At 39.6% G+C, this 24434-nt stretch carries 16 protein-coding genes; 9 read left to right on the top strand and 7 right to left on the bottom strand.

Annotation, left to right across the window (positions count from 1 at the left end):
* Positions 1-155: 155 nt before the first annotated feature.
* Entirely contained in the window at positions 156-659 is a 504-nt protein-coding gene (locus GD597_RS20990) for a peroxiredoxin family protein (RefSeq protein WP_171609883.1), read from the bottom strand.
* Positions 660-842: 183 nt separating this feature from the next.
* On the opposite strand from GD597_RS20990, the gene GD597_RS20985 reads away from it, so the two are divergent.
* Positions 843-3659, top strand: a complete 2817-nt coding sequence (locus GD597_RS20985) for an FAD-binding and (Fe-S)-binding domain-containing protein (RefSeq protein ID WP_216368644.1) — start codon at positions 843-845, stop codon at positions 3657-3659.
* Positions 3660-3876: 217 nt separating this feature from the next.
* Here the strand turns inward: GD597_RS20985 and tsaE are convergent, their stop codons facing one another.
* Positions 3877-4299, bottom strand: coding sequence for a tRNA (adenosine(37)-N6)-threonylcarbamoyltransferase complex ATPase subunit type 1 TsaE (tsaE, locus tag GD597_RS20980; RefSeq protein ID WP_171609882.1), 423 nt, complete (start codon positions 4297-4299; stop codon positions 3877-3879).
* Between the two features lie 153 nt (positions 4300-4452).
* On the opposite strand from tsaE, the gene GD597_RS20975 reads away from it, so the two are divergent.
* Positions 4453-5646 (top strand): carbamoyl phosphate synthase preATP-grasp domain-containing protein, encoded by a 1194-nt coding sequence (locus tag GD597_RS20975; protein ID WP_235954384.1) that lies wholly within the window; start codon positions 4453-4455, stop codon positions 5644-5646.
* A gap of 426 nt (positions 5647-6072) precedes the next feature.
* Positions 6073-10362 carry a DNA-directed RNA polymerase subunit beta' gene (rpoC, locus tag GD597_RS20970; RefSeq protein WP_171609879.1) on the top strand — a complete coding sequence of 1430 codons (4290 nt, stop codon included), beginning with the start codon at positions 6073-6075 and terminating at the stop codon, positions 10360-10362.
* 247 nt (positions 10363-10609) lie between these two features.
* Here rpoC and GD597_RS20965 read toward each other — a convergent pair whose 3' ends face one another.
* Positions 10610-11809, bottom strand: a complete 1200-nt coding sequence (locus GD597_RS20965; protein ID WP_171609878.1) for a family 16 glycosylhydrolase — start codon at positions 11807-11809, stop codon at positions 10610-10612.
* Between the two features lie 387 nt (positions 11810-12196).
* On the opposite strand from GD597_RS20965, the gene GD597_RS20960 reads away from it, so the two are divergent.
* From GD597_RS20960 to GD597_RS20950, 3 genes are all read left to right on the top strand, one after another.
* Positions 12197-12793, top strand: coding sequence for an OmpH family outer membrane protein (locus tag GD597_RS20960; RefSeq protein WP_171609877.1), 597 nt, complete (start codon positions 12197-12199; stop codon positions 12791-12793).
* A gap of 100 nt (positions 12794-12893) precedes the next feature.
* Positions 12894-14381, top strand: a complete 1488-nt coding sequence (locus GD597_RS20955; protein WP_171609876.1) for an APC family permease — start codon at positions 12894-12896, stop codon at positions 14379-14381.
* A 10-nt stretch (positions 14382-14391) separates the two neighbouring features.
* Positions 14392-15381, top strand: a complete 990-nt coding sequence (locus GD597_RS20950) for a bifunctional heptose 7-phosphate kinase/heptose 1-phosphate adenyltransferase (protein ID WP_171609875.1) — start codon at positions 14392-14394, stop codon at positions 15379-15381.
* Between the two features lie 130 nt (positions 15382-15511).
* Here GD597_RS20950 and GD597_RS20945 read toward each other — a convergent pair whose 3' ends face one another.
* Positions 15512-16210 carry a DUF6498-containing protein gene (locus tag GD597_RS20945; RefSeq protein WP_171609874.1) on the bottom strand — a complete coding sequence of 233 codons (699 nt, stop codon included), beginning with the start codon at positions 16208-16210 and terminating at the stop codon, positions 15512-15514.
* 66 nt (positions 16211-16276) lie between these two features.
* Here GD597_RS20945 and GD597_RS20940 point away from each other — a divergent pair, with 66 nt between their 5' ends.
* From GD597_RS20940 to GD597_RS20930, 3 genes are all read left to right on the top strand, one after another.
* The gene (locus tag GD597_RS20940; RefSeq protein WP_171609873.1) at positions 16277-17218 is read left to right on the top strand and encodes an isoaspartyl peptidase/L-asparaginase family protein; all 942 of its coding nucleotides are present in this window, start codon (positions 16277-16279) and stop codon (positions 17216-17218) included.
* A 424-nt stretch (positions 17219-17642) separates the two neighbouring features.
* Positions 17643-19193: an alpha,alpha-trehalase TreF gene (treF, locus tag GD597_RS20935; protein ID WP_171609872.1), complete on the top strand. Its 1551-nt coding sequence runs from the start codon at positions 17643-17645 to the stop codon at positions 19191-19193.
* 5 nt (positions 19194-19198) lie between these two features.
* Positions 19199-20236 (top strand): DUF3089 domain-containing protein, encoded by a 1038-nt coding sequence (locus tag GD597_RS20930; protein WP_171609871.1) that lies wholly within the window; start codon positions 19199-19201, stop codon positions 20234-20236.
* A gap of 94 nt (positions 20237-20330) precedes the next feature.
* Here the strand turns inward: GD597_RS20930 and GD597_RS20925 are convergent, their stop codons facing one another.
* The 3 genes from GD597_RS20925 to GD597_RS20915 all read right to left on the bottom strand — a co-directional run bounded on the left by GD597_RS20925 (position 20331) and on the right by GD597_RS20915 (position 24227).
* On the bottom strand, positions 20331-21218 hold the full coding sequence (locus GD597_RS20925; protein WP_171609870.1) for a hypothetical protein: 888 nt from the start codon (positions 21216-21218) through the stop codon (positions 20331-20333).
* Between the two features lie 96 nt (positions 21219-21314).
* Positions 21315-23261, bottom strand: a complete 1947-nt coding sequence (locus tag GD597_RS20920; RefSeq protein ID WP_171609869.1) for an amylosucrase — start codon at positions 23259-23261, stop codon at positions 21315-21317.
* Between the two features lie 15 nt (positions 23262-23276).
* Positions 23277-24227 carry a carbohydrate kinase family protein gene (locus tag GD597_RS20915; RefSeq protein WP_171609868.1) on the bottom strand — a complete coding sequence of 317 codons (951 nt, stop codon included), beginning with the start codon at positions 24225-24227 and terminating at the stop codon, positions 23277-23279.
* Positions 24228-24434 lie beyond the last annotated feature (207 nt).

Here is a 24434-nt window from a genome sequence, read left to right as displayed (position 1 = left end):
TATTTTGCTCCTACATTTTCAAAAGATAAATTATTTATATAGCCATAATTGCCGCCATTTTATCCGGCAGCACAAGAGTGCGACGCAAGGATGTTGCCATATTTGTTAAAGCCCGGCTCATAAAAAGCCTCCTGCCTGTTTGCGAAACAATGGTTTTAGGGCATGATTAATTTTGTTATCAGCTCATCAATGGCGGGCACTTTATAGTAGGTAGAAATAACCACCCCTTTTTTATTAAATATCGCAATAAAGGGAAATTTTTGAATATTATAATATCGCTGCACAACAAATGTTAAGCCTTCGGTACCCAATTTTATATTGGCATACTGGCCAAGCTTAAACTCGGTTTCAAATTTTTTGATGGCCGCTACAGGCGTAAACGAAATCATAACAATTTGGGTTTGCTTTAAGTCGTTAATATGGCTTATAAAACTGCTGGTAAACTCCTTGCAATGCTCGCAATCCGGATCGAAATATACCAGCATTAGGGGCATGTTTTTATTAAGATCTGCGGCTTTTAAATATTTGTTATTAGTAAGTAAAATATTAAAAGGTGGAATTCCTGTTTTTACCTGCGATTGCACAGGTATAAAAGGGCAAAACGCCAAACATAATACCACTAACCAGCCATACCTGCCAGCCTTACTTGAAATTTTCATAAAAATCTGCTGCTTTTTTTTGTGAATGTAAATAAATGATGCGGTTACTAGCCGGTTTCTGTTTTACTACATGATATCTTTTTGTATTTGGTATGCCAATAATTGCTTTTAGTGTTTATTATGCTGTAAACTGTGTAAGATTTCTTTTGTACTATTGGGTAAAATAATCGCCCAAAAATAGTAATGATGCATACAGGTATTGCAGCGCAGTTGTTAGATATATTGCCCAAAGAAAAAATAAAGGCCGATTTAATTGACAGGTATGCTTTTGCCGGAGATGCTGGGTTTTATTATTTGCTGCCCCAGGCAATTGTACAGCCAGATACTATTGATGAAATAAAGAAACTATTTGCTTTTGCTGCACAAACAAAAGTACCGCTTACATTCAGGGCTGCCGGTACCAGCTTAAGCGGGCAATCTATAACCGATGGTATTTTGGTTGATTTAAGCCGCCATTGGAAACTAATACAGCCTTTAAACAATGGTTTAAGCGTGCGGGTACAGCCGGCCGCAATTGGCGCACATGTAAACCATGCATTAAAAAAATACCAAACTAAAATTGGCCCCGATCCTGCATCTATTAGTGCTGCAATGATGGGGGGTATACTTTCTAATAATAGCAGCGGCATGTGCTGTGGGGTTGTACATAATGCCTATCACACCATGCAGTCGGTACATTTTGTATTGCCCAACGGGCATGATTACAACACCGCAGTTGCTGATGATTATACACGCTTTGCCATAGAAGATAAACCTTTACATGATGGCATATTGGCACTACAGCAACAGGTGATTGGCAGTGATGCATTGCTAAAAAAAATACGGCAGAAATATAAAATAAAAAACACCGTAGGGTATAGTTTAAATGCGTTTGCTGATCATCAGCATCCATTGGATATATTAGCCCATTTATTAATTGGTGGCGAAGGAACATTGGCATTTATTGCATCTGCTATTTTAAATACCATACCTGATAAGCCATATAAGATTACCGGACTACTATTCTTTGAAAATCCGGTGGTGGCTGCTTCTTTTATACCGGCGTTAAAATCAACGCAGGCAGAAGCGCTGGAATTAATGGACAGGCCCGCCATGGCTTCTATTGAGCACCTGGATTATTGCCCGCCCATTATACATGGGCTGCCGGCAAATGCTACTGCCATTTTATGTGAATACCAGGCTTCTTCCCCCGAAGCGCTGGAAGAGTTGTTTTTTAAAGCCAGCACTATTATACAATCCATGCCTTTAATTGGTATGGTAGATTTTACAAAAGACGCCGTTGCCCAGGGCAAGCTATGGAAAATAAGAAAAGGCATGTACCCTTCTGTTGCAGCAGTTCGCGAAAAAGGCACTACGGCTATGTTGGAAGATGTGGCCGTACCATTGGAATATTTGGGTAATGCCGTAACAGATTTGCAGCAATTGTTTGTAAAATATCAATATACCAATGCCATTATATTCGGTCATGCCAAAGAAGGTAATTTACATTTTTTAATAACACAACCAGTGAATACACCGCAAGACCTGGCCGTGTTTGAACAATTTAACGATGATCTTGCCCAACTGATTATCCATACCTACAATGGTTCTTTAAAAGCAGAGCATGGCACCGGCAGGCAAATAGCGCCTTATGTAAAAGATGAATGGGGTAGTGAAGCGTATACAATTATGCAATCGTTGAAATTGCTGGTAGATCCGGATAATATTTTAAACCCCGGAGTAATTATAAATACAGATGACAAATGCCATCTTAAAAATTTAAAAACAATGCCGGTTGTAGAAGCCGAGGTTGATAAATGTGTAGAATGTGGTTATTGCGAAAACCGTTGCCCCAGCCGGGATTATACGCTTACTCCACGCCAGCGCATACAGGTTAGAAGGGCTTTGCAACGATTAAAACAAGAAAATAATCAGCAGGAGTATGATGCGTTGGTAAAAGCCTTTCAGTTTGCCGGAATGGATACCTGTGCGGTAGATGGCATGTGTGCCACAGATTGCCCGGTGAATATTAATACCGGAGAACTCATAAAGCGATTAAGACGTGAAAATCATTCGCCTTTTTCTAATAGGATGGCCAATACAGTTGCCCGGAATTTTGGTGCCATAGAGCGGCTGGTAAAAACCGGATTGCAATTTGGTAACGGCGTTAATGCGGTTACGGCTAATAAGGGTATGGCATTTATTACGCGGACAGTAAAAAAAATAGTACCTGGTTTCCCCCTATGGATAGATTCAATTACCAGACCGGTAGCAATTAAGCCAAATGAAGTTGCCAATGCGGATATTGTTTATTTTCCTACCTGCATTACCCGGATGATGGGTGCAGACAAACAGGCTCAAAATACATTACCAGCAATTATACAATCTCTTTGCGATAAAGCTGCACTTAAAGTATTTATACCTGCCAATACAACTGGCGTTTGTTGTGGCCAATTATTTACTTCCAAAGGTTTTTCTGAGGCTTATGCTATTACCATTAATAACACAATAGCATTGTTGTGGCAGCAAACCCGTCAAGGGGCTATACCTGTGCTGGTAGATGTTACCTCCTGTACGCATTCGTTGCAACAGGCAATGCCTTTTTTAACGGAAGAAAATAAAGCCCTTTATAATAAATTACGATTTATTGATACCCTGGATTTTGCTGCTGATTATTTATTGCCCCGTTTGACATTGAAACGCAAATTGCAAAACATTGCTTTTCACCCGGTTTGTTCGGTACATAAAATGAACTTGATGCCACAGATGCAAGCTATTGGTAAAGCTTGTGCAGATCACGCCACCATACCCTTTTTGAGCAGTTGTTGTGGTATGGCTGGCGACAGGGGCTTTTATTATCCGGCGCTTACCCATGCTGCTACAAAAAGCGAGGCTGCTGAAGTAATGGAAATGCCCTACGATGGCTATTATTCCTCGGGCAAAACATGCGAAATGGCTATGACAGAAGCAACAGGCTGCAATTACCAGTCGGTATTATATTTATTAGATGCTTGTTGTTAATTTTTTTGTTCCTGGCAAAGTGCAAATAGCAGCATTACTTGCGTCGCACACTTGTACACCTGTAACAAATGGCAGCAGGACGTTTCAATTGCTAGTTAAAAACAATTCCAAAGAATTTATATAGGGCAAATATTTGCCGGGCAAAGTACCGAACCCTGCAGTGTGCGACGCAAGAAAAGCCTCATAGTATTTTTAATGCCCGGCCCATACAATATATTTATAATGGTTTAAAGCTGGCTTCCAGTAACCTGTTTTGGTTTTGGGCGGTGCTCAGGTAAATATGTAACGTATTGTCAAGTAATAAGCCAGGTGCTTTTTCGGGCCATTCTACCAAACAAAGATGACCGCTAATTAAACAATCCTCTACGCCGGCTTGTATGGCTTCCTCTTCGCTGGAGAGTCTGTACCAATCCATATGAAAAACAGTGCCGGCTGCTTGTGTTTGATATTCATTAATAATAGCAAATGTTGGGCTGCTCACCACATCTGTTGTTTGTAGCTGGCTGCATAACATATGTATAAATGTAGTTTTGCCAGCACCCATTTCACCGTGAAATGCCCATACTTTTGCATTTTTCCCATAGTGCCAAAGCGTTGCAGCGGCCTTTGAAACCTCTAACAAACTAAATTCCATTTTCATGCCTCAAAGATGAATAATTTTTGCCATTGCAATAATTAGGTGCACGCAAACAACTGTTTGTAATTGATGGTAGAATACAAATGGTGGGAAAGTATTGATAATTAATCTTTCCAAAAAGGTTGCATACCCTTAATTTTGCGCAATTCTTTAAAAATGAGTCAAACAATTTCTTCAAACGAATCTATTTCTTCTCAAAGAAAAAAGGTGATTGTTTTAGGCAGCGGGCCAAACAGAATTGGTCAAGGTATTGAATTTGATTACTGCTGCGTACATGGTTTACTGGCCATAAAAGAGTGTGGTTACGAAGCCATCATGATTAATTGTAACCCCGAAACGGTAAGTACCGATTTTGATATGGCCGATAAACTCTACTTTGAACCCGTTTACTGGGAGCATTTGTGGGAAATTATAGAATTAGAGCAACCCGAAGGCGTAATTGTACAATTAGGCGGCCAAACTGCACTTAAACTAGCCAAACGTTTACACGAAAAGGGTATTAAAATAATAGGAACCTCTTTTGATAGCATGGATATAGCCGAGGATAGGGGCCGTTTTAGTGATTTATTAAAAGAACTTGAAATTCCTTATCCCGAATATGGTACCGCATTTAATGCCGATGAAGCCATTGAAGTAGCCCAAAAAGTAGGTTTCCCTGTATTGGTTCGCCCAAGTTATGTTTTAGGCGGCCAGCGCATGCGTATTGTAATTAATGATGAAGAGCTGGAAAAAGCGGTTATTAGCCTGATAAAGCATTTACCTGATAACAAAATTTTGATAGATCATTTTCTTGACCGTTGCCAGGAAGCTGAGATTGATGGAATTTTTGATGGTGAAACCTTTCATGTAATGGGCGTAATGGAGCATATTGAGCCGGCAGGTATCCATAGCGGCGATAGCAATGCCGTATTGCCCGCCTTTAACCTTACCCCATTGGTAATTACCACCATGGAGTATTATGCAGAAAAAATTGCCCGTGCACTAAATATTAAAGGGTTAATTAATATCCAGTTTGCCATTAAAGATGGTAAAGTGTTTGTAATTGAAGCCAATCCAAGGGCCAGCCGTACCACTCCTTTTATAGCCAAAGCCTACCAAATACCTTATTTAAATATAGCTACCAAGGTTATGTTAGGCGCTGCAAAGCTTACCGAATTTACTTTTGAGAAAAAACTGCAGGGCTTTGCTATTAAAGAACCGGTTTTTAGCTTTAATAAATTCCCCAATGTAAATAAAGAACTTGGCCCCGAAATGAAGAGTACCGGAGAAGCCATCCGCTTTATTAAAGACCTTAGAGATCCTTATTTTAGAACTTTGTATAAGGAGAAGAGCATGTATTTAAGTAAATAATTAATTGTTTATACACAGAAAGCCGGTTGTTACCGGTTTTTTTGTGCCCTTAGTTTTTTGAACCGGGCAACAATGCTGCAATGGGGCACCGCTTGCGTCGCACTCTTGTACTGTATAACAATATTGGGCAAAAACAGCAGCAGTAAAAAATTTGCTAATAGTGCTTTTATGGCTTGTTAAAAAAAACTTTGCCTTTTGCTGTTTTATATATTTCATTACCTTTGCCGACTTATGCATTTTGAAGTATTGTATCCAATTGGCTTTTTACGTAACAGTTTATCCCCTTACTTGATGTGAATTCATTTGTAATTCCCTGATGATCAGGAATTTACAGTTGAAGTGTGCGACGCAAGGAACGATAAATTTTTACACCCGAAGCCGGGTACATAAGGCAAACCAAATTTTCAAAAAATTGCAATTTTTAATATGGCCATTAAAAAAGACAACCGTCCGAGACCAACTTTTTCACAAATTACGATTGGTCTTGCGTCTCCCGACAGTATTTTGGAACGCAGTTTTGGCGAAGTATTAAAGCCGGAAACTATTAACTACCGTACTTACAAACCCGAAAGAGATGGTTTGTTTTGCGAACGTATTTTTGGACCGGTGAAGGATTATGAGTGTGCTTGCGGCAAGTACAAACGTATTCGTTATAAGGGTATTGTTTGCGACCGTTGCGGGGTAGAAGTAACTGAGAAAAAGGTTCGCCGCGAACGTATGGGACACATTAAACTGGTGGTTCCTGTTGTACATATCTGGTATTTTAAGAGTTTGCCTAACAAAATTGGATACTTGCTGGGAATGAGTTCTAAAAAACTTGAAAGCATTGTATATTATGAAAGATATGCAGTTATACAGGCCGGTATTCGTGAAGACAAAGGTTTAAAATCAGGTGATTTACTTTCTGAAGAAGAATACCTGGAAATTATTGATAACCTGCCAAAGGATAATCAATACCTGTCTGATGAAGACCCAATGAAGTTTATTGCCAAAATGGGTGCTGAAGCAGTTCATGATTTATTACAACGTATAGAGCTGGATGAATTAAGCTTCTCATTACGTAATGCCGCTGCCAACGAAACTTCTCAGCAACGTAAAGCTGATGCTTTAAAGCGTTTAAGTGTTGTGGAATCTTTCCGCGATGCCAGCACAAGAATTACCAACCGCCCAGAGTGGATGGTAATGCAATATATCCCGGTTATTCCGCCAGAACTTCGCCCATTGGTGCCATTGGATGGTGGCCGTTTCGCTTCTTCTGATTTAAATGATTTATATCGTCGTGTAATTATCCGTAACAACCGTTTAAAGCGTTTGCTGGAAATTAAAGCACCGGAAGTAATCTTACGTAATGAAAAACGTATGTTACAGGAAGCGATAGACAGTTTGTTTGATAACTCACGTAAATCAAATGCTGTTAAGGCAGAAGGTGGCCGTGCTTTGAAGTCTTTGTCTGACGTACTTAAAGGTAAGCAAGGTCGTTTCCGTCAAAACTTATTGGGTAAACGTGTTGACTACTCTGGTCGTTCTGTAATTGTGGTAGGACCGGATTTGAAAATGCATGAGTGCGGTTTACCAAAAGATATGGCTGCTGAATTATTTAAGCCATTTATTATCCGTAAATTAATTGAAAGGGGTATTGTAAAAACAGTAAAATCGGCCAAGAAACTGGTTGACAGAAAAGATGCTGTTGTTTGGGATATTCTTGAAAACATATTAAAAGGTCATCCTGTAATGTTAAACAGGGCGCCTACATTGCACCGTTTATCTATTCAGGCATTTCAGCCTAAACTGGTAGAAGGTAAAGCCATTCAGTTACACCCTTTGGTAACGTCTGCGTTTAACGCCGACTTTGATGGTGACCAGATGGCGGTACACGTTCCATTAAGCAGCGCTGCTATTTTGGAAGCTCAGCTGTTAATGTTATCTGCACATAATATTCTTAACCCGCAGAATGGTACGCCAATCACCCTTCCTTCTCAGGACATGGTATTGGGCTTGTATTATATTACCAAGCCTAAAAAAACCACCGCTACCGAGAAAGTAAAAGGTGAAGGAATGGCATTCTATAGTATGGAAGAAGTGTTGATCGCCTACAATGAAGGCCGGGTAGATCTACATGCCACTATTAAGGTAAAAACCAATGTACGTGATAACGGCGTATTGGTTAAAAAACTGGTAGATACTACTGTAGGAAGGGTGTTGTTTAATCAGCACGTTCCTCAGGAAGTAGGCTATATTAATGCATTGCTTACCAAGAAAAGTTTAAGGGAGATTATTGGTGATATCATTAAAATTACCAACGTTCCTAAAACTGCCAAATTCCTGGATGATATTAAAACACTTGGTTTCCGTATGGCATTCCGTGGTGGTTTATCATTTAGTATTAATGACCTTATTATCCCGGCATTAAGAGATGAATTGCTGGATCAGGCAAAAGTGGAAGTGGATGAGGTTTGGGAAAACTATAATATGGGTCTTATTACCAATAACGAACGATATAATCAGGTAATTGATATTTGGAGCCGTGTGGATACACGTATTACCGAAACATTGATTAGGGAAATGCAGACTGATAAACAAGGGTTTAACTCTGTTTACATGATGCTTGATTCCGGTGCGCGTGGTAGTAAGCAGCAGGTTAAACAGCTGGCTGGTATCAGGGGTTTGATGGCTAAACCAAGAAAATCAGGTTCAACTGGTTCTGAGATTATCGAGAATCCTATTCTTTCCAACTTTAAAGGTGGATTGAATGTATTGGATTACTTTATCTCTACCCACGGTGCCCGTAAAGGTTTGGCTGATACCGCCCTTAAAACAGCGGATGCCGGTTATCTAACCCGTCGTTTGGTTGACGTTGCACAGGATGTGGTAATAGGTGAAGAAGATTGTGGTACATTACGTGGTATTGCTACAAGTGCACTAAAAGATAATGAAGATATTATTGAACCACTTTCTGACAGGATTGAAGGTCGTACATCATTACATAATGTGTACAACCCAATTACAGATGAACTGATAATTGAAGCTGGTTTGGAAATATCTGCTGATGTAGCCAAATACATTGAAGAATCAGGTATTGAAACTGTAGAAATTCGCTCTGTACTTACCTGCGAGTGTAAGCGTGGTGTGTGTGTGAAATGTTATGGTAAAAACCTTGCTACCGGTTATATTACACAAAAAGGTGATGCAGTAGGTATCATTGCTGCACAGTCAATTGGTGAGCCTGGTACCCAGCTAACCTTACGTACCTTCCACGTGGGTGGTGTTGCCGGTTCAGCTTCGGTTGAATCTGCATTAACTGCACGATTTGAAGGAACTATCCAATTTGATGGTTTACGTACTGTACAAACAGTAAATAATGAAGGCGATAAGGTTTCTATTGTAATTGGCCGTACTGGTGAGGTACGTATCATGGACCTTAAAAACGACCGTTTGATGATTACCAATAACGTACCTTATGGTGCAACATTGGCTGTTAAAGACGGACAGTTTGTGAAAAAAGGTGAAGTTATCTGTACATGGGATCCGTTCAACAATGTAATCATATCTGAAATAGCTGGTGCTATTAAATTTGATAATGTATTGGATGGTATTACTTACCGTGAAGAAGCTGATGAACAAACCGGCCACCGCGATAAAGTAGTTATTGAAACAAAAGATAAAACCAAAATACCAGGTTTAATTGTTGAAGGTAAGGATGTAAAAACCTATAACCTTCCAGTTGGCAGCCGCTTGATTGTAGAAGAAGGCGATGCTGTAAAAGCCGGTCAGGTTATTGCTAAAATACCTAGAACCATGCGTAAGAGCGGTGATATTACCGGTGGTTTGCCTCGTGTAACAGAATTGTTCGAGGCACGTAACCCAAGTAATCCAGCCGTAGTTTGCGAAATTGATGGTGTGGTTACTTTTGGTAATGTTAAACGTGGTAACCGCGAAATTGTAGTGGAAGCTAAAGATGGTGTTGTTAAAAAATACCTTGTTCCGCTTACACGTCAAATCCTTGTACAGGATGGCGACTTTGTAAAAGCCGGTACTCCAATGAGTGATGGCCAAACAGCACCTGCGGATATACTTGCTATTAAAGGGCCTTTCGCTGTACAGGAATATGTGGTAAATGAAATTCAGGAAGTGTATCGTTTACAAGGTGTGCGTATCAATGATAAACACATTGAAGTGATTGTTCGCCAGATGATGAAGAAAGTGGAAATTGTACACGCAGGTGATACAAGATTCCTGGAAGAAGATCTGGAAGACAGATACGACTTTAACGAAGAGAATGACCGCATATTTGATAAAAAAGTAATTACCAATCCGGGCGACAGTACCAAATTCCGCGCAGGACAAATTGTTACTGTACGTGAATTCCGCGAAGAAAACTCTGTTCTACGCCGTGCTGATAAAAAGCTGGCAGAAGTAAGAGACGCTGAACCTGCTACTGCTACACCGGTATTGTTGGGTATTACCAAAGCTTCACTCGGTGTTCAAAGCTGGATTTCAGCCGCATCATTCCAGGAAACCACTAAAGTATTAAGCTCTGCCGCTATTCAAGGTAAGGCCGACTTTATGCTGGGCTTGAAAGAAAACGTAATTACAGGTCACCTGATACCTGCAGGTACAGGACAGAAAGAATTCGAAAGCCTGATAGTTGGTAGCAAAGAAGAATATGAATTGCTGTCAACCGCAAGGGAAGCGATGAATTTTGATGACGAAGAGTAATTGAATATAAGTAATAAAAAACCGGAAGTAAAAGCTTCCGGTTTTTTTATGCCTGTATGGGAATGTTTTATTTGTTGGTGAGCTGCAGTTTTTTATGGCATCGCCACTTGCCACGCTCGGTTCATGGGTTCTGTACATTGGGCGGCTGTTGGCTTTTGCCCAGTTATATTGTACAGTACAAGTGAGTGACACAAGTAAAGCTACATCCCTTGTTCCTGTGCCGGCTAACCATTTAACCGACTTTGGTTTATTTTTGAAATACCCTTACATAGTCTACCACCATTCGTTGTGGAAATACTGTATTGGCATCGGGTGCACCGGGCCAGTTACCGCCTACTGCTATATTGAAAATAAAAAAGAATGGGTTATTAAATGGATAAGCCGCGGTTACATTGGCTTTTGTAGCGGCAAAAAACTGGGTGTCATCAATCAATATTTTGATGCTGTTTTCTTCCCAGATAAGGCTAAATACATGAAATTCCTGATCGAATGAAGCTCCAGGTAGCACATAATTGGTACCAATAGATTCGTGAAGTGTGGTGTTAGCCCCATAATGTAAGGTGCCATAAACTTTATTAGGTTCCTGGCCCAATAGTTCCATCATATCAATTTCTCCGCAAGCCGGCCAGTTTACCTGATCTATATTATTGCCCAATAACCATAATGCTGGCCATATGCCTTTGGTAGAAGGAAGCTTTGCACGAATATCTATTCGGCCATATTGAAAGGTTTTTTTGTTTTTGGTAATCATACGAGCCGATGTGTATTGGCTGCCATTATACGCCTCCTGCCTTGCTTCGATGATGAGATTTCCCTGGGAAACAAAAGCATTTTGGGTTCTGCCGGTATAATATTCCAATTCTGCATTACCCCAGCCATTGTTATTGCCAGTTTCAAAGGTCCAGTCATTTTCATTAACAGACTTTCCACTAAATTCATCCGACCATGCCAGGTGATATCCATCGTAGGTTTCTGGGGTGGTAAAACCGGTATTATCTACAGGAAAATAAGTGCCGTTTTCATTTTTTATGGTACCAGAACCCTTGCTGGTTTTAAGGGTACAATTTTGTGGGGCATCCAATTGAACATAAAAATACTGGTTAGCTTTTCGCAAACTATCTCCTAAAATGGGCACTTCAATTTTTGCTGATGTACTACCTGCTGCAATGGTAAGTGTGCCGTTGGTGGCGGTATAATCCTTGGCCGCTTCTGCGGTTCCGTTCAAAGTAGAATAATGTATACTAACATCCTTGTCGGTTTTGGCACTAAGCGATACCGTAAAACTAAAGGTTGTGCCAGCGGTAGTTCTGTCATCAGCCACACTGTTAATACTGGCGGTGGGTCCGGTAGGTGTAGGGGTACTGCCGCCACCGCCTCCTTTGCTACAGGACGATAAAAGTGCTACACATAAAAACAAAAGGCAAATTAAATGGGTTCTACATTTCATATGGCAAATACAATTAATAAAGTGAATTTGTAAATTAGTTTATTAATACGAAAACAATCTGCTGCATTAATATTTTAAGGCTAAATAAAGATTTTCCTTTCAACAAAAGGCCTTTTTTGTTGGTCGGCTGTAAAAAAAATGGCATCGCCTCTTGCCACGCTCGGTTCATGGTCCCGTTTTCATGGCATCATTAAAACAGTCATAGCGTATATAAATTGCCTATTAGAATGTTCTTAGTTCCATCCTTCAATAATACTGTATAATAGATATGGCTTTAATTCCTGAACATATAAATTGGTAAAATATTTTTCGTTATGATTTTCTTAACAATTTTTTTTTTGCTATGCAGTTAACTTCACCGCCATTTATATACCATAATACATAGTAATGAATAAGGTTTTAATTACGCTCAATATTGTTTTGGTGGCAGCAGTTGCCTTTTTATTTTACCTGCATTATAGTTATACAAATGAGGACATGCATAATAAGGCCAATGATAAAGCCGCCATACTAAACTCTTTTAAAATAGCTTATTTTGAACTGGATTCATTGCAGGACAATTATGAATATTACAAAGAGGTTAGAGATGTACTAACTAAAAAGGATCAGGAAAATGCTGATAAGCTAAACCGTATTAAAAATAGTTATCTGGCCAAACTAAAAGAGTTTCAGCAAAAAGGCCCCAACCTTAGCCAAAATGAGCAAGGAGAATACCAGCAGGTATTGATGAAATTACAAAATGATTATACTGAAACTGAGCAAACCTTAGGTCAGGAGATGCAGGCAGAAACCGCTGAAAAATTACAAGCCGTTAAATTGGCTATTCAAACCTATTTAAAGGAGTATTCAATAAATAAAGGCTATGCATATGTATTTGCCTCTAATGAAAGCGATTACCTGTATTATAAAGATACCATCAGGGATATAACCCCCGATATAGTAAAAGGCCTTAACGAAAGCTATAAAAAAACCAAGACTAAATAATCTTCAAACATATTTTATATCTTCAAACCCCGCTGAAATAACATCGGGGTTTTTTGTTAGGTAAAATCATTTTTATCAGCTATTTATAAACCAGATTAGTATGGCAGAACAGTCTTCTACATTTAAACCCAGTTTAGGCTTATGGGATGGAACCATGTTAGTGGCAGGCAGCATGATTGGGTCGGGTATTTTTATTGTAAGTGCAGATATTACCCGTAATGTAGGTAGTGCCGGCTGGTTAATAGGTGTTTGGTTAATTACTGGCTTTATGACGCTAACAGCCGCTTTGAGTTATGGGGAACTAAGTGCCATGTTTCCTAAAGCCGGTGGGCAGTATGTGTATTTAAAAGAATCTTATAATCCGCTTGTTGCCTTCTTATACGGCTGGAGTTTTTTTTCGGTTATACAAACAGGAACCATTGCAGCTGTAGGCGTTGCCTTTAGCAAGTTTGCCGCTTATTTATTACCCGTATTAAGTGAGGATAATAAGCTATTTAGTCTGCAAACCGGGGTAGATGCCTGTGGTAATGCCACTTATTTTTCGGTTAGTGCTGCGCAAATTGTTTCAATAGGTTTAATTGCTTTTCTTACCTATACCAATACGCGAGGTGTAAAAGGAAGTAAATGGATTCAAAATATATTTACGAGTACCAAACTGCTCTCTTTATTCGGACTTATTGTGGCAGGTTTTTTTGCCTTTAATGCTGATGTATGGAACGCAAACTGGCAAAATGCCTGGGTAGCTACAAAAGCAACCTTAATAGACGCCTGCAATCCATCAACAGGTTTTAATATTACACCCATTGCTGGTACGGCCTTAATGGGTGGTATTGCAGCAGCCATGGTTGGCTCGGTATTTAGCAGCGATGCCTGGAATAATGTAACATTTATTGCAGGTGAAATAAAAAATCCCCAACGCAATATTGGCCTAAGTCTTTTTTTGGGTACACTAATAGTAACTGTAATTTATGTTTCTACCAATCTCATGTATATTTCTGTGTTGCCATTAGAAACCCTGGCGCATGTTGAAAAAGACAGAATTGCGGTTGCAGCTGCCAATATAATTTTTGGTAATGCAGGTACTGTTGTAATTGCATTAATGATTATGATTTCAACGTTTGGTTGCGATAATGGCTTAATACTTTCCGGCGCAAGGGTATATTATACCATGGCCAAAGATGGAGTGTTCTTCAAAAAGGCAGGCACTCTAAATAAAAATGCTGTACCTGCATGGGCCTTATGGGCACAATGTGCAGTTGCTGCCATTCTTTGTCTTAGTGGTCGTTATGGAGATTTACTGGATATGGTATCCTTTATTGTGGTAATTTTTTACGTGCTCACTATTATTGGCATATTTATTCTAAGAAAAAAAATGCCTGATGCAGAAAGACCTTACAAAGCATTTGGCTATCCCATATTACCTGCTATTTATGTAATAATGGGTATTTCGTTTTGTGTATTGCTTATTATTTATAAACCAGAGTTTACCTGGCCGGGCTTAATAATTGCCTGCATAGGTATTCCATTATATTATATAGCAGTGGCCAGCAATAAAAAATCGAATAATACAGATACAACAGAAATTTAAAAGTGCTGCCATGTTTAATTTCGAAAAGTTATTCAACGATTTCTCCAGCCTAAAGGTGGCTGTTGTGGGGGATGTAATGTTGGATACCTATTGGTGGGGTTCGGTAGATCGTATATCCCCTGAGGCCCCTGTTCCCATTGTTGCTATGCATAAAAAAGAGCAGCGTATTGGTGGTGCAGGTAATGTGGCATTAAATACCATATCGCTGGGCGCCGAAACAACATTGTTTTCTGTAATTGGCAACGATGCTGATGCTGATATTTTATTGAGCCTATTGCAGCAAGAAAACATAGATGTTCAATTCATATTAAAAAGCAAAGAAAGAATCACCACCAATAAAATCCGAATTCTTAGCCGCAATCAACAAATGATGCGTTTGGATGCAGAAATGGTGCATGATATCACCAACGACGACGAGCTACAGCTATACAATAATTTTATTACCTATGCCCAGCAATATCAGCCTGCTTTGGTTATTTTCGAGGACTATAACAAAGGCGTATTAACACAATCGCTTATTGCAAAATTAATTGCATATTGTAAGGCAAATAATATAGTTACAACCGTAGATCCCAAACGCAAAAATTTCTTTTCCTATAAAGAGGTTGATATATTTAAACCCAACTTAAAAGAAGTAAAAGAAGCGCTCAATTTTATTTTCGATCAGGTAGAAGAACCGGTTTTAAATAATATCCACCAACAACTGCATCAGGTATTGGCGCACCAAATTTCATTCATCACTTTATCCGAAAAAGGGGTATACATTCAAAAAAATGATTTTGCCAAAATCATCCCTTCTCACATGCGCAAAATAGCCGATGTAAGCGGCGCCGGCGATACCGTTATTGCTGTAGCTTCTTTGGTATATGCCGTTACAAAAGATATTATTTTAACGGCACAAATAGCCAATCTGGCTGGCGGACTGGTTTGCGAAGATGTAGGTACCGTGGCTATTGATAAAGCCAAACTGCTGGCAGAGTGTAGCCTCCTGCATATATAGTGAAATTGATAAACAGCCTTTAATTAGCCAGGCAAAAAAGCATCATGCAACTTTACTTGCGTCGCACACTTGTGCCATAGCAACTATGGCAGCATGTAACTACAGTCAATATAGTTTCTACTTATATAATTTACAAACTGCCTGTCTTATTATTCTTGCTGGCTTCCAAAATTTTTTGGCTAATAATAGCCTTGAAATCCAGTAAAAATTCAAAAAATATTTTCACAACTACAAAAACCATAATAAAAACATTACCCAGGTTAAAGGCTAATAAAAAAGCACCGATAATCACACAAAACTGTTGTACAAATATCCTTGCATATGGCGCAAAAAGCAGGTTGTTTAATGATGCAGTTTTATAAGCACCGGTAACAAAAAAATCTTTTAAAACTGTAAAGCCATAAGCAGCCACAAAAAGCCATAATAAATTAAGTGTATCGGCTGATAAATAGTGCCCAACATTTAAAATAAAAGAGATAAGTGCAAAAGGCCCAAAACTATCCTGTCCAATACCAGAAATACTTAAAAACAAACTCATCTGTATAAAAACAAAAAAGCCATAGTGTACTATAAAAAACAGGATAAAAAAATACCCTGACACCATTGTGGATTCTCCCCCATTAGACCATGCATCTTTCTTTATAACCATCGTGGTAGCCAGCATCATAATAATATTATAGCCACCGGCAATAATACTTTCCATACAATATACCAGAAACACTTCTTTGGCATTCCAGCCGGCAAACCAAACACCCCATAAGGGTACAAGGTTAATCAGTATCCAAAAAATATCCGTAAATGTTAAACGTCTTTTAATGAATGTCTTCAAAACTTAGAATTTATTGCTGTGTAAAATATATACTTTCACCGGCTTAATATATACCCGCCAACACGTATGCAAAAATTCTCATTGGTTATTCACGGTGGTGCCGGCACTATTCTGCAACAGGATATAACTGCCGAACAGGAGAATGCCTATAAACAAGCTTTGCAATATGCATTAAATATCGGGTATGCCATTCTGCAAAATGGCGGTACGGCGGTAGATGCAGTTCATGCTGCAGTTACCGCACTGGAAGATAATATTCTTTTTAATGCAGGTTGCGGATCGGTATTTACCAAAAAAGGCGGCCACGAAATGGATGCCTCCATTATGGAGGGCAAACAATTAATGGCGGGTGCTGTTAGTGGTATTAGCAATGTGCGCAATCCCATAACACTGGCCAAAGCTGTAATGGAAAAAAGCGATCATGTATTTTTAAGTGGCGATGGGGCCAATGAGTTTGCAGTTAGCCAGGGCATTTTAATGGAGCCCGATGCCTACTTTTTTTCGCAGTTTCGGTTTAACCAATGGAAGGACATGCAACACTCAAACAACTATGCCTTAGACCATTCTAAACCAGATGCACCATTGCACGAGAAAAAGTTTGGTACAGTAGGTGCCGCCGCCTGCGATGCACAGGGCAATATTGCCGCAGCAACCAGCACCGGTGGTATGACCAATAAGCAATTTGGCCGGGTGGGCGATAGCCCTATAATTGGCAGCGGCACTTATGCCAATAACCAAACCTGCGCCATAAGCTGTACCGGCCATGGCGAGTTGTTTATAAGGGCTGTAGCCGCATACGATGTAAGCTGTTTAATGGAATATAAAAACCTTTCCTTACAAGATGCTATGCATACCGTTGTAATGGAAAAACTGGTAAAAATTGGCGGCGAAGGCGGCATGATTGGCGTAGATGCAAAAGGCAATACAGCCATGATTTTTAATAGCGAGGGCATGTACCGCGGCACTAAAAACAGCGAAGGAGAAAACCAAATAGCCATCTATAAATAAACGCTTTGCACATGAGAACTAAAAATCCCGTCCTGTTCATTCAGGCGGGATTTTGAATGTTACACCCCTAAATTTTTGTGACCAAACAGCAGAATAGGCATGAGGCTTTACTTGCGTCGCACTCTTCAGGTTTCAGCACTTTGTGCAGCAAGAGGTTGGGTTGTAATTCTATTGCCATAAGCCATTTGTTCATAAAATAATATACAGCAGAAAATAGCCGCCCCATATTCCCCTGTACAAGAGTGCGACGCAAGTAAAGCTCCATTAGTGAGCAAAAGTCTGGCTCAAAAAAAATATGGCCATGCTGCGCCTATATATTAAGATACATTCATGGGTAATTGCCTGAATGGGCATTAAAATAGTTGCTTCTTTCTACTGGCTTGCGTAATAGAATTGCTAATTTCACCCATTGAAACCGCTTACTATGAAAAAGAATATAATAACCCTTGCACTACTGATAATTTGCGTGGCAGCCGAAGCCCAGCAAATGCAAACCCCTGATATGGTATATGGCAAATTATTTACCGATGTGCAAATGAGCCGTATTTTTCCGGATAATAAAACCTTTGTGGATTGTATTCCCAAACGTAACCCAAAAGATATTGTTGCCGATTATTTGGCTGCCACCAGTAACCCGGCAATCAAATTTTCATTAAAGCTTTTTGTAGATGAAAATTTTGTGGTGCCTGCACCACCTACAGAAGGTTTTAAAACCGAAGCCAATGAAGAGGTGAAAGCGCACATTACCCGCTTATGGGATGCCCTGCAACGCAATGCAGATAAACCTGTGGCCGGCAGCTCTTTACTGCCTTTGCCCGGCGCCTATATTGTACCAGGCGGCAGGTTTAGAGAAATATATTACTGGGATTCTTATTTTACCATGCTTGGTTTGCAGGAAAGTAACCGTTACGATTTGATGGAAGACATGATTAATAATTTTGCAGCGCTAATAACCACTTATGGACATATACCCAACGGCAACAGAAGCTATTATTTAAGCCGTTCTCAACCACCTTTTTTTGCTATGATGCTGCAATTGCTGGAAGAGAAAAAGGGTACGGTGGTGTATGCATTGTATAAAAATGCCCTGCAAAAAGAATATGCCTATTGGATGGATAAAACAAGTAAAACAAAGCATGTAGTAAAAATGCCCGACGGTAGTATTCTAAACCGGTATTACGATCAGGATATCAGGCCCCGGCAGGAATCTTTTTATGAAGATTCTCTTCTTGGCATAAAAAGTGCCAACAGAAAACTATTATACAAAAACCTGAGAACCTGTGCCGAAACAGGTTGGGATTTTAGTACCCGCTGGTTTGCTGATGGAAAAAGTATGGCCAGTATTCAAACCACTAATCTTATCCCGGTAGATCTAAATTGCTTGCTTTATCAGCTGGAATTAACCTTGGGTAAAGCCAGTAAAGAAACAGGCAACCTGGTAGAGATGAATTATTATAATCAACTGGCTGCCAAGCGCAAAACGGCAATTAATAAATACTGTTATAACAAAACCCAGCATTGGTATTACGATTATAATATTACAACCAAAAGCCTTAGTAAAGAAAAGACCATTGCAGGTATACAACCTTTGTTTTTTAATGTGGCACCTGCGGCCAATGCTACAGCAATGGTAGCGGTGCTGCAAAATGATTTTGTAAAAGCCGGTGGGGTAGTTACCACTTTAAAAAATAGTGGTCAGCAATGGGATGCGCCAAATGGTTGGGCACCATTGGAGTATATGGCTATAAAAGGACTGGATAATTATGGCTTTACCACTGAAGCAAAAGATATTGCCCAGCGTTGGGTAGGCCTTAATGTAAAAGTATTTAAGAGTACCGGTAAACTTATGGAAAAGTATAATGTTACAGATACCCATCTGGATGCAGGTGGTGGCGAATACCCATCGCAGGATGGGTTTGGGTGGACCAATGGCGTACTGCTAAAATTAATGGCCACCTATAATATTAAAGAATAACACAAATGAAATATTTACGTACAGGCGGTGTTTTTTTATGGGTAATAATGATGTTGGTAAGCTGCAGTTCAAAAACATATTTGGCTGTAACCGGTACTCCATCAAAAGTGTTAGCCGATGGTACACCTGATTTTAGCGATATGCAAAATTGGGCTGCACATCCCTGGAAAAAAGATCCATCCGATAGTGTGCCAAAGCCCCTGCGTAAACAATATGCACCCGATACCAGTGTAGATGTGTTTTTTCTTTATCCTACTTCTTATCTGGATAAAGCAATGCCTTATGGATTGAATGCCCCCATAGATAATGCCGCCATCAATAATACAACTGATAATGCCAGCATATTATACCAGGCCAGTATATTTAATGCCAGCGGCAGGGTATTTGCGCCAAGATACAGGCAGGCAAACTATTATGCTTATTTTCCAACAGATACTGCAGCGGCCATTGCGGCGTTCGATCTTGCCTATCAGGATATAAAAGCGGCTTTTGCCTATTATATGGCTAATTATAATAATGGTCGCCCCATTATTATTGCATCACATAGCCAGGGCAGTACACATGCCAAACGATTATTGAAAGAGTTCTTTGATGGTACTGAATTACAACCAAAGCTGGTAGTAGCCTACCTTGCAGGCATGCCAATTGCGCCGGATTATTTGCAGCATATTAAACCCTGCACCACGCCAACAGCCACAGGTTGTATTTGTAGTTGGCGTACTTTTAAAGAGGGACATATAGATTCATTTGTTCAAAAAGAAACCTATACTGCCATTGTTACTAACCCCATTAGCTGGAACGCCGATACACCCTTGGTTTCCCGCAAAGCAAATCCTGGTGGCGTGTTACGTAATTTTAATAAAATTATTCCCGGCGTAGCCAATGCCGAAATTCATAACGGCGTTTTGTGGACGGTAAAACCACATTTCTTTGGAAACATTTTTTTCAATACCACCAATTATCATATTGCCGATTTTAATTTGTATTACCTCAGCGTACGCAACAATGCCAAACAAAGGGTAAACGCCTATTGGCACAAATAATGGTTGGCCGTGCTTCAGTTTATTAATGATGCTTTACTTGCGTCGCACACTTGTACTGCAACAACAACTGCAACAACAACACATTTGAATATTGCTATTTATAATAATAGTAGGTAGTAAAATTAGTTCCCTGATTAGTGAGTATTTCTTTTACAGGCAGGTGGGCAGAATTATACTCATACCTATGCGTTTCATCAATATAATCAGCCTCAGATGATTGTACGGAAAGTATATTATTTCTATGCAAGTAATTTATAAAGCTCAGATTTACAAAAAAGGCATACCCATATCCATCCTGAGGTAATGGATTTGTATAATTGTCGTAGGTGTAAAAAATATTGGTGGTGATAGAGGTTTTTATACCGTTTTCCTCAAAATAATTTATAAAAGCAATATGCTGTATGTTTTTACCGGCATCATAGGTGTATAAAAACTGCTGGTCTGGTATGCTATCATATTGTCTTGAGGTATCACTAAAATAATCTGTTTTGGCAGTAAGGGCATCGCCAGTGTAGGTATACGCAGCACTGTCTATAAGGGTTTGTTGTGCATTAAGCGGGTTTCTTATTTCAATGGAATATGTAAGTTGATTTTCTAAGTTGTAATAATACCTCACATAACTATTGGTAAAGACTGAACCCTGCACCTCCCTATATACACTATCAACACGCCCCAATACATCTCTATACAGACGGGTAGTAAAACTAGACATGTCAGCACTTCCTATGCCACTATTCGAAATTACCTCAATTACCCTCTTTAAACTATCATATGTATAGGTAGTTACCGAACTGTCTCCTAGTGCATTATAGGTAACTTTTCTAATTAATAAATTATTACCGGAGATAATTGGTCCGCCCTCGTAACTAAACTCTTTTTTGCATGAAAATAAGCACAAAGCCATTGCACCTAAAAAAAGCACCACTGCTTTGTTTGTAGCCGTAGATAGTTGCAGTTTGTTTGGCAATGGAGTAAATGGCATAGTAATACAGGCAAATATTTATTTATTAATGCTGCTTTTAATAAAAATAGCAATGCCCAAAACAATTTCTTTTTACCAAATGGATTATAAACCAAATTACATTTGCTCCAGCAGATAAAAAGAATATGGCGCTAAAATAAAATACTCATCATCCCGGCCAACAGTATAGGTTGTTTTACTCCAGTGGTCAAACAAAACAGTGGGTGGTATGCCATGCTCTTTTAACGCATACCAGGTTAAATAGGATGCCCTGTTTGAAAAATTATACAGGCAAAATAATTTTTTCTCATTAAGTGCCCTTATATAACCAGCTACATGAATATTGTAAATATTTAGCCAATGAATATTTTTATTATCAGCAATCATTGGCAACTGTTTACGCAGTTTAATCAGTTGCTGTGTAGCAGTAAAAATGCGCTGTTCAATGCTACCTTCAATATGTATTTGGTCGTTTTTATTCCAGTCAATTACAGGCCGGTGCATCCAGCGGTTATCATAACTTTTACCTGGATCTTCCAGGTAAGAATAATCGTTGGTATAACCAAGCTCATCCCCATAAAATAACATAGGTACACCACCTAAGAAAAAGCTAACGGCCTGCATTAGTAAAATTTTTTGCACGGCAGTATTAATAGCAGTTTCATGATTGGCTGCCAATGCTTTTTCCAGTCCGCATAAAGAAGCAAGTGAGCCACTAATACGGGCATCCTGTGTTTTAGGATTTACCGAAAAAAGCGCCCCGGTAGCCGGAGAAACCGGATGGGTGCCACCATAATATTCTTTTAGAAACTTACGGTGTTCATAGGGGTTAAAACCTGCATCGCTAATCATATAATCCTCATAACCCAAACCAATATCATCATGGCAACGGGTATAGGTAATCCACGAAGTGCCATATGGTTTTTTTAATACTTCTTCCTGTGCAGCCATTAACACCCGAACATCGCCTGTTGCCAAAGCATCCCATTGCACTGCCATTTGCGTGGCATTATAAGCAAAATCGCATTCTTTGGCGGTGGCAAGCCCTGTTCCAAAATATTTAAGAATTTCTTTGGGTGCTACAATCGCTTCTCCCAGTAATGCCATGCCGGGGGCGGCTATTTGCACACATTGTTTTATAAGTTGTAACAGGGTATGGGCTTGCGGCAAATTCTGGCAACTGGTACCAACTTCTTTCCAAATAAAGGCCGGGGCATCTATGCGCAAAATATCTATGCCCAGGTTGGCGTAGAATAATATATTGTCCAGCATCGCATTAAATACCACCGGGTTTTTGTAATTCAAATCCCACTGGTAATTATGAAAAACCGTCATTACCCATTTATTACATTCAGGCACATAAGTAAAACTACCAGGTGCGGCTTCAGGAAAAATTTCGGGCATTGCTTTTTCGTAGGCATCCGGCAAGCTGCGGTCGTCGAACATATAAAAATAATCCTGATAATTTTTATCGCCGCCTTTTGCTTTCTCTGCCCATTCATGCCTGTAACTGGTATGGTTTAACACAATGTCCACCATCAGGTACATTTGCTCTGCACTCATTTTTGCTTTTAATGTTTGCAAATCTTCCAATGTACCAAAACGATCATCCACCTTCCTGAAATTTGAAACCGCATAACCACCATCACTTTCCCCCTGCGGACTTTCGAATATGGGCATCAGGTGTAAAAAGTTTACACCCAGTTCTTTAAAATAATCCAGTTTGGCGGGCATGTTGGCCAGGTTGCCGCAAAAACGGTCAACATATAAACTCATACCTGTAATATCATTGCTTAAAAACCAAATGCCATTTTGTTGTTTTATCAAATCAGCTTTTTGTAAGGCATCAGGCCTGTTGATGTATGCCTGGCTAATAGTATTTATCAGTGCATTAAATACCTCTTCGGCCTTTTGGTGGCTGCCATATAAATCAGTATACAAAGAGCGCAATGCAGATGCATTGGCCATAAAACGTGTATAAAATAAATTGTCTTTGCCAGTAATGTCCAGCTCCATTTTAAGCAAACTTTGGTTAATGTGCTGGTGCAATGAATAATTGTACATAAATCTAAATAAGGCTTAATTAAAAATATCGTTGCTTAAATGTTTAAAAGCTTCCATAGCGCCCAAATATTCGCAGGTGCGGGCACCGGCTTTATTGGCGTTGCTGATTATTTTATGCCAGTCTGCAGCTGTAAGCGATTGTATTTGCGCAACAGAAAAATCTTTTAGCTGGTACAAGGCAGCCCCAACAAAAGCATCTCCTGCCCCGGTGGTGTCTACCGGTTGTACCGATATACTTGGTATAATGGTGGTTGTATTATTCAGGCCCAGTAAAGTACCTTCTTTACCTAATGTAATGGTAAAAACAGCAGTTGTTTTTACCAGTAAAGCTGCTACAGCCTCATCCAATGTTTGGGTGGCGGTAAGTAGCATGGCTTCCTCATCGCTTACTTTAAAAAAGTGGCAATTTTCTAAAAAATGCCAGCATTGGTTGATAAATGATGCGGTATCGTTTTTAATAAGTAAGTGCCTGTAATTGGGGTCGAAACTGATGTATATATTTTGTTTTAAGGCTTTTTGCAGCAAATGCACATAGGCTGCTTGCAAGGGGCCGGGTAAAAATGCTGTTGCCGAGCCAAAGTGAATAATAGAAACACCGCTAAGGTCTATGGCTTCTATTTCATCAGCAGTTAGTTGCCCATCTGCACCACGGTTAAAATAGAAATCGCGTTCGCCATTTTCCATCAGCGATACAAAAGCAAATGTGGTAAAGTATTGCTCATCCCTAAACACCCATTTGGTACTAACCTTAAACGATTCCATTACCTCAATCATGTGCGTACCAAAAGGGTCTATACCAACTTTAGCGGCCAGTTCTACCTCTCCGCCCAGGGCTGCAATAGCTGCCGCAACATTAGTTGGCGCACCACCGGCTTTCTTTAGAAAATTGTTGCCTTCGGTGAGGGATTTGCCTTTGTCAACACAAATCATATCTATTAAAGCTTCACCAATACATAATATTTTCATGGTTATATTTTTTATCTTTTTAGCCCAACTTATTAATCAGTATGTGGCATCCGTTGCGTCGCACTCCTGTACGTTTGGATTGTGTGGCAACTTAACTGCCAAAGGCAAATACAAAAATTTCTGTTCTTTACTACGCTTTGCTTTTTTGCCCGGTTATTATCCGAACCCTGCAGTGTGCGACGCAAGTAAAGCTTCATAATTGCACCA

The sequence above is a fragment of the Limnovirga soli genome, assembly GCF_013106755.1.
Taxonomy (GTDB): domain Bacteria; phylum Bacteroidota; class Bacteroidia; order Chitinophagales; family Chitinophagaceae; genus Limnovirga; species Limnovirga soli.
The sequence above is the reverse complement of the archived record's forward strand: the minus strand, read 5'-3'. Positions and strand labels throughout refer to the sequence as shown.

Coding starts and splice junctions, on each gene's coding strand:
- GD597_RS20930 (WP_171609871.1), top strand. CDS start 19,199: ATGAAATATTTACGTACAGGCGGTGTTTTTTTATGGGTAATAATGATG.
- treF (WP_171609872.1), top strand. CDS start 17,643: ATGAAAAAGAATATAATAACCCTTGCACTACTGATAATTTGCGTGGCA.
- GD597_RS20940 (WP_171609873.1), top strand. CDS start 16,277: ATGCAAAAATTCTCATTGGTTATTCACGGTGGTGCCGGCACTATTCTG.
- GD597_RS20925 (WP_171609870.1), bottom strand. CDS start 21,218: ATGCCATTTACTCCATTGCCAAACAAACTGCAACTATCTACGGCTACA.
- GD597_RS20955 (WP_171609876.1), top strand. CDS start 12,894: ATGGCAGAACAGTCTTCTACATTTAAACCCAGTTTAGGCTTATGGGAT.
- GD597_RS20965 (WP_171609878.1), bottom strand. CDS start 11,809: ATGAAATGTAGAACCCATTTAATTTGCCTTTTGTTTTTATGTGTAGCA.
- tsaE (WP_171609882.1), bottom strand. CDS start 4,299: ATGAAAATGGAATTTAGTTTGTTAGAGGTTTCAAAGGCCGCTGCAACG.
- rpoC (WP_171609879.1), top strand. CDS start 6,073: ATGGCCATTAAAAAAGACAACCGTCCGAGACCAACTTTTTCACAAATT.
- GD597_RS20920 (WP_171609869.1), bottom strand. CDS start 23,261: ATGTACAATTATTCATTGCACCAGCACATTAACCAAAGTTTGCTTAAA.
- GD597_RS20960 (WP_171609877.1), top strand. CDS start 12,197: ATGAATAAGGTTTTAATTACGCTCAATATTGTTTTGGTGGCAGCAGTT.
- GD597_RS20985 (WP_216368644.1), top strand. CDS start 843: ATGATGCATACAGGTATTGCAGCGCAGTTGTTAGATATATTGCCCAAA.
- GD597_RS20950 (WP_171609875.1), top strand. CDS start 14,392: ATGTTTAATTTCGAAAAGTTATTCAACGATTTCTCCAGCCTAAAGGTG.
- GD597_RS20915 (WP_171609868.1), bottom strand. CDS start 24,227: ATGAAAATATTATGTATTGGTGAAGCTTTAATAGATATGATTTGTGTT.
- GD597_RS20990 (WP_171609883.1), bottom strand. CDS start 659: ATGAAAATTTCAAGTAAGGCTGGCAGGTATGGCTGGTTAGTGGTATTA.
- GD597_RS20975 (WP_235954384.1), top strand. CDS start 4,453: ATGAGTCAAACAATTTCTTCAAACGAATCTATTTCTTCTCAAAGAAAA.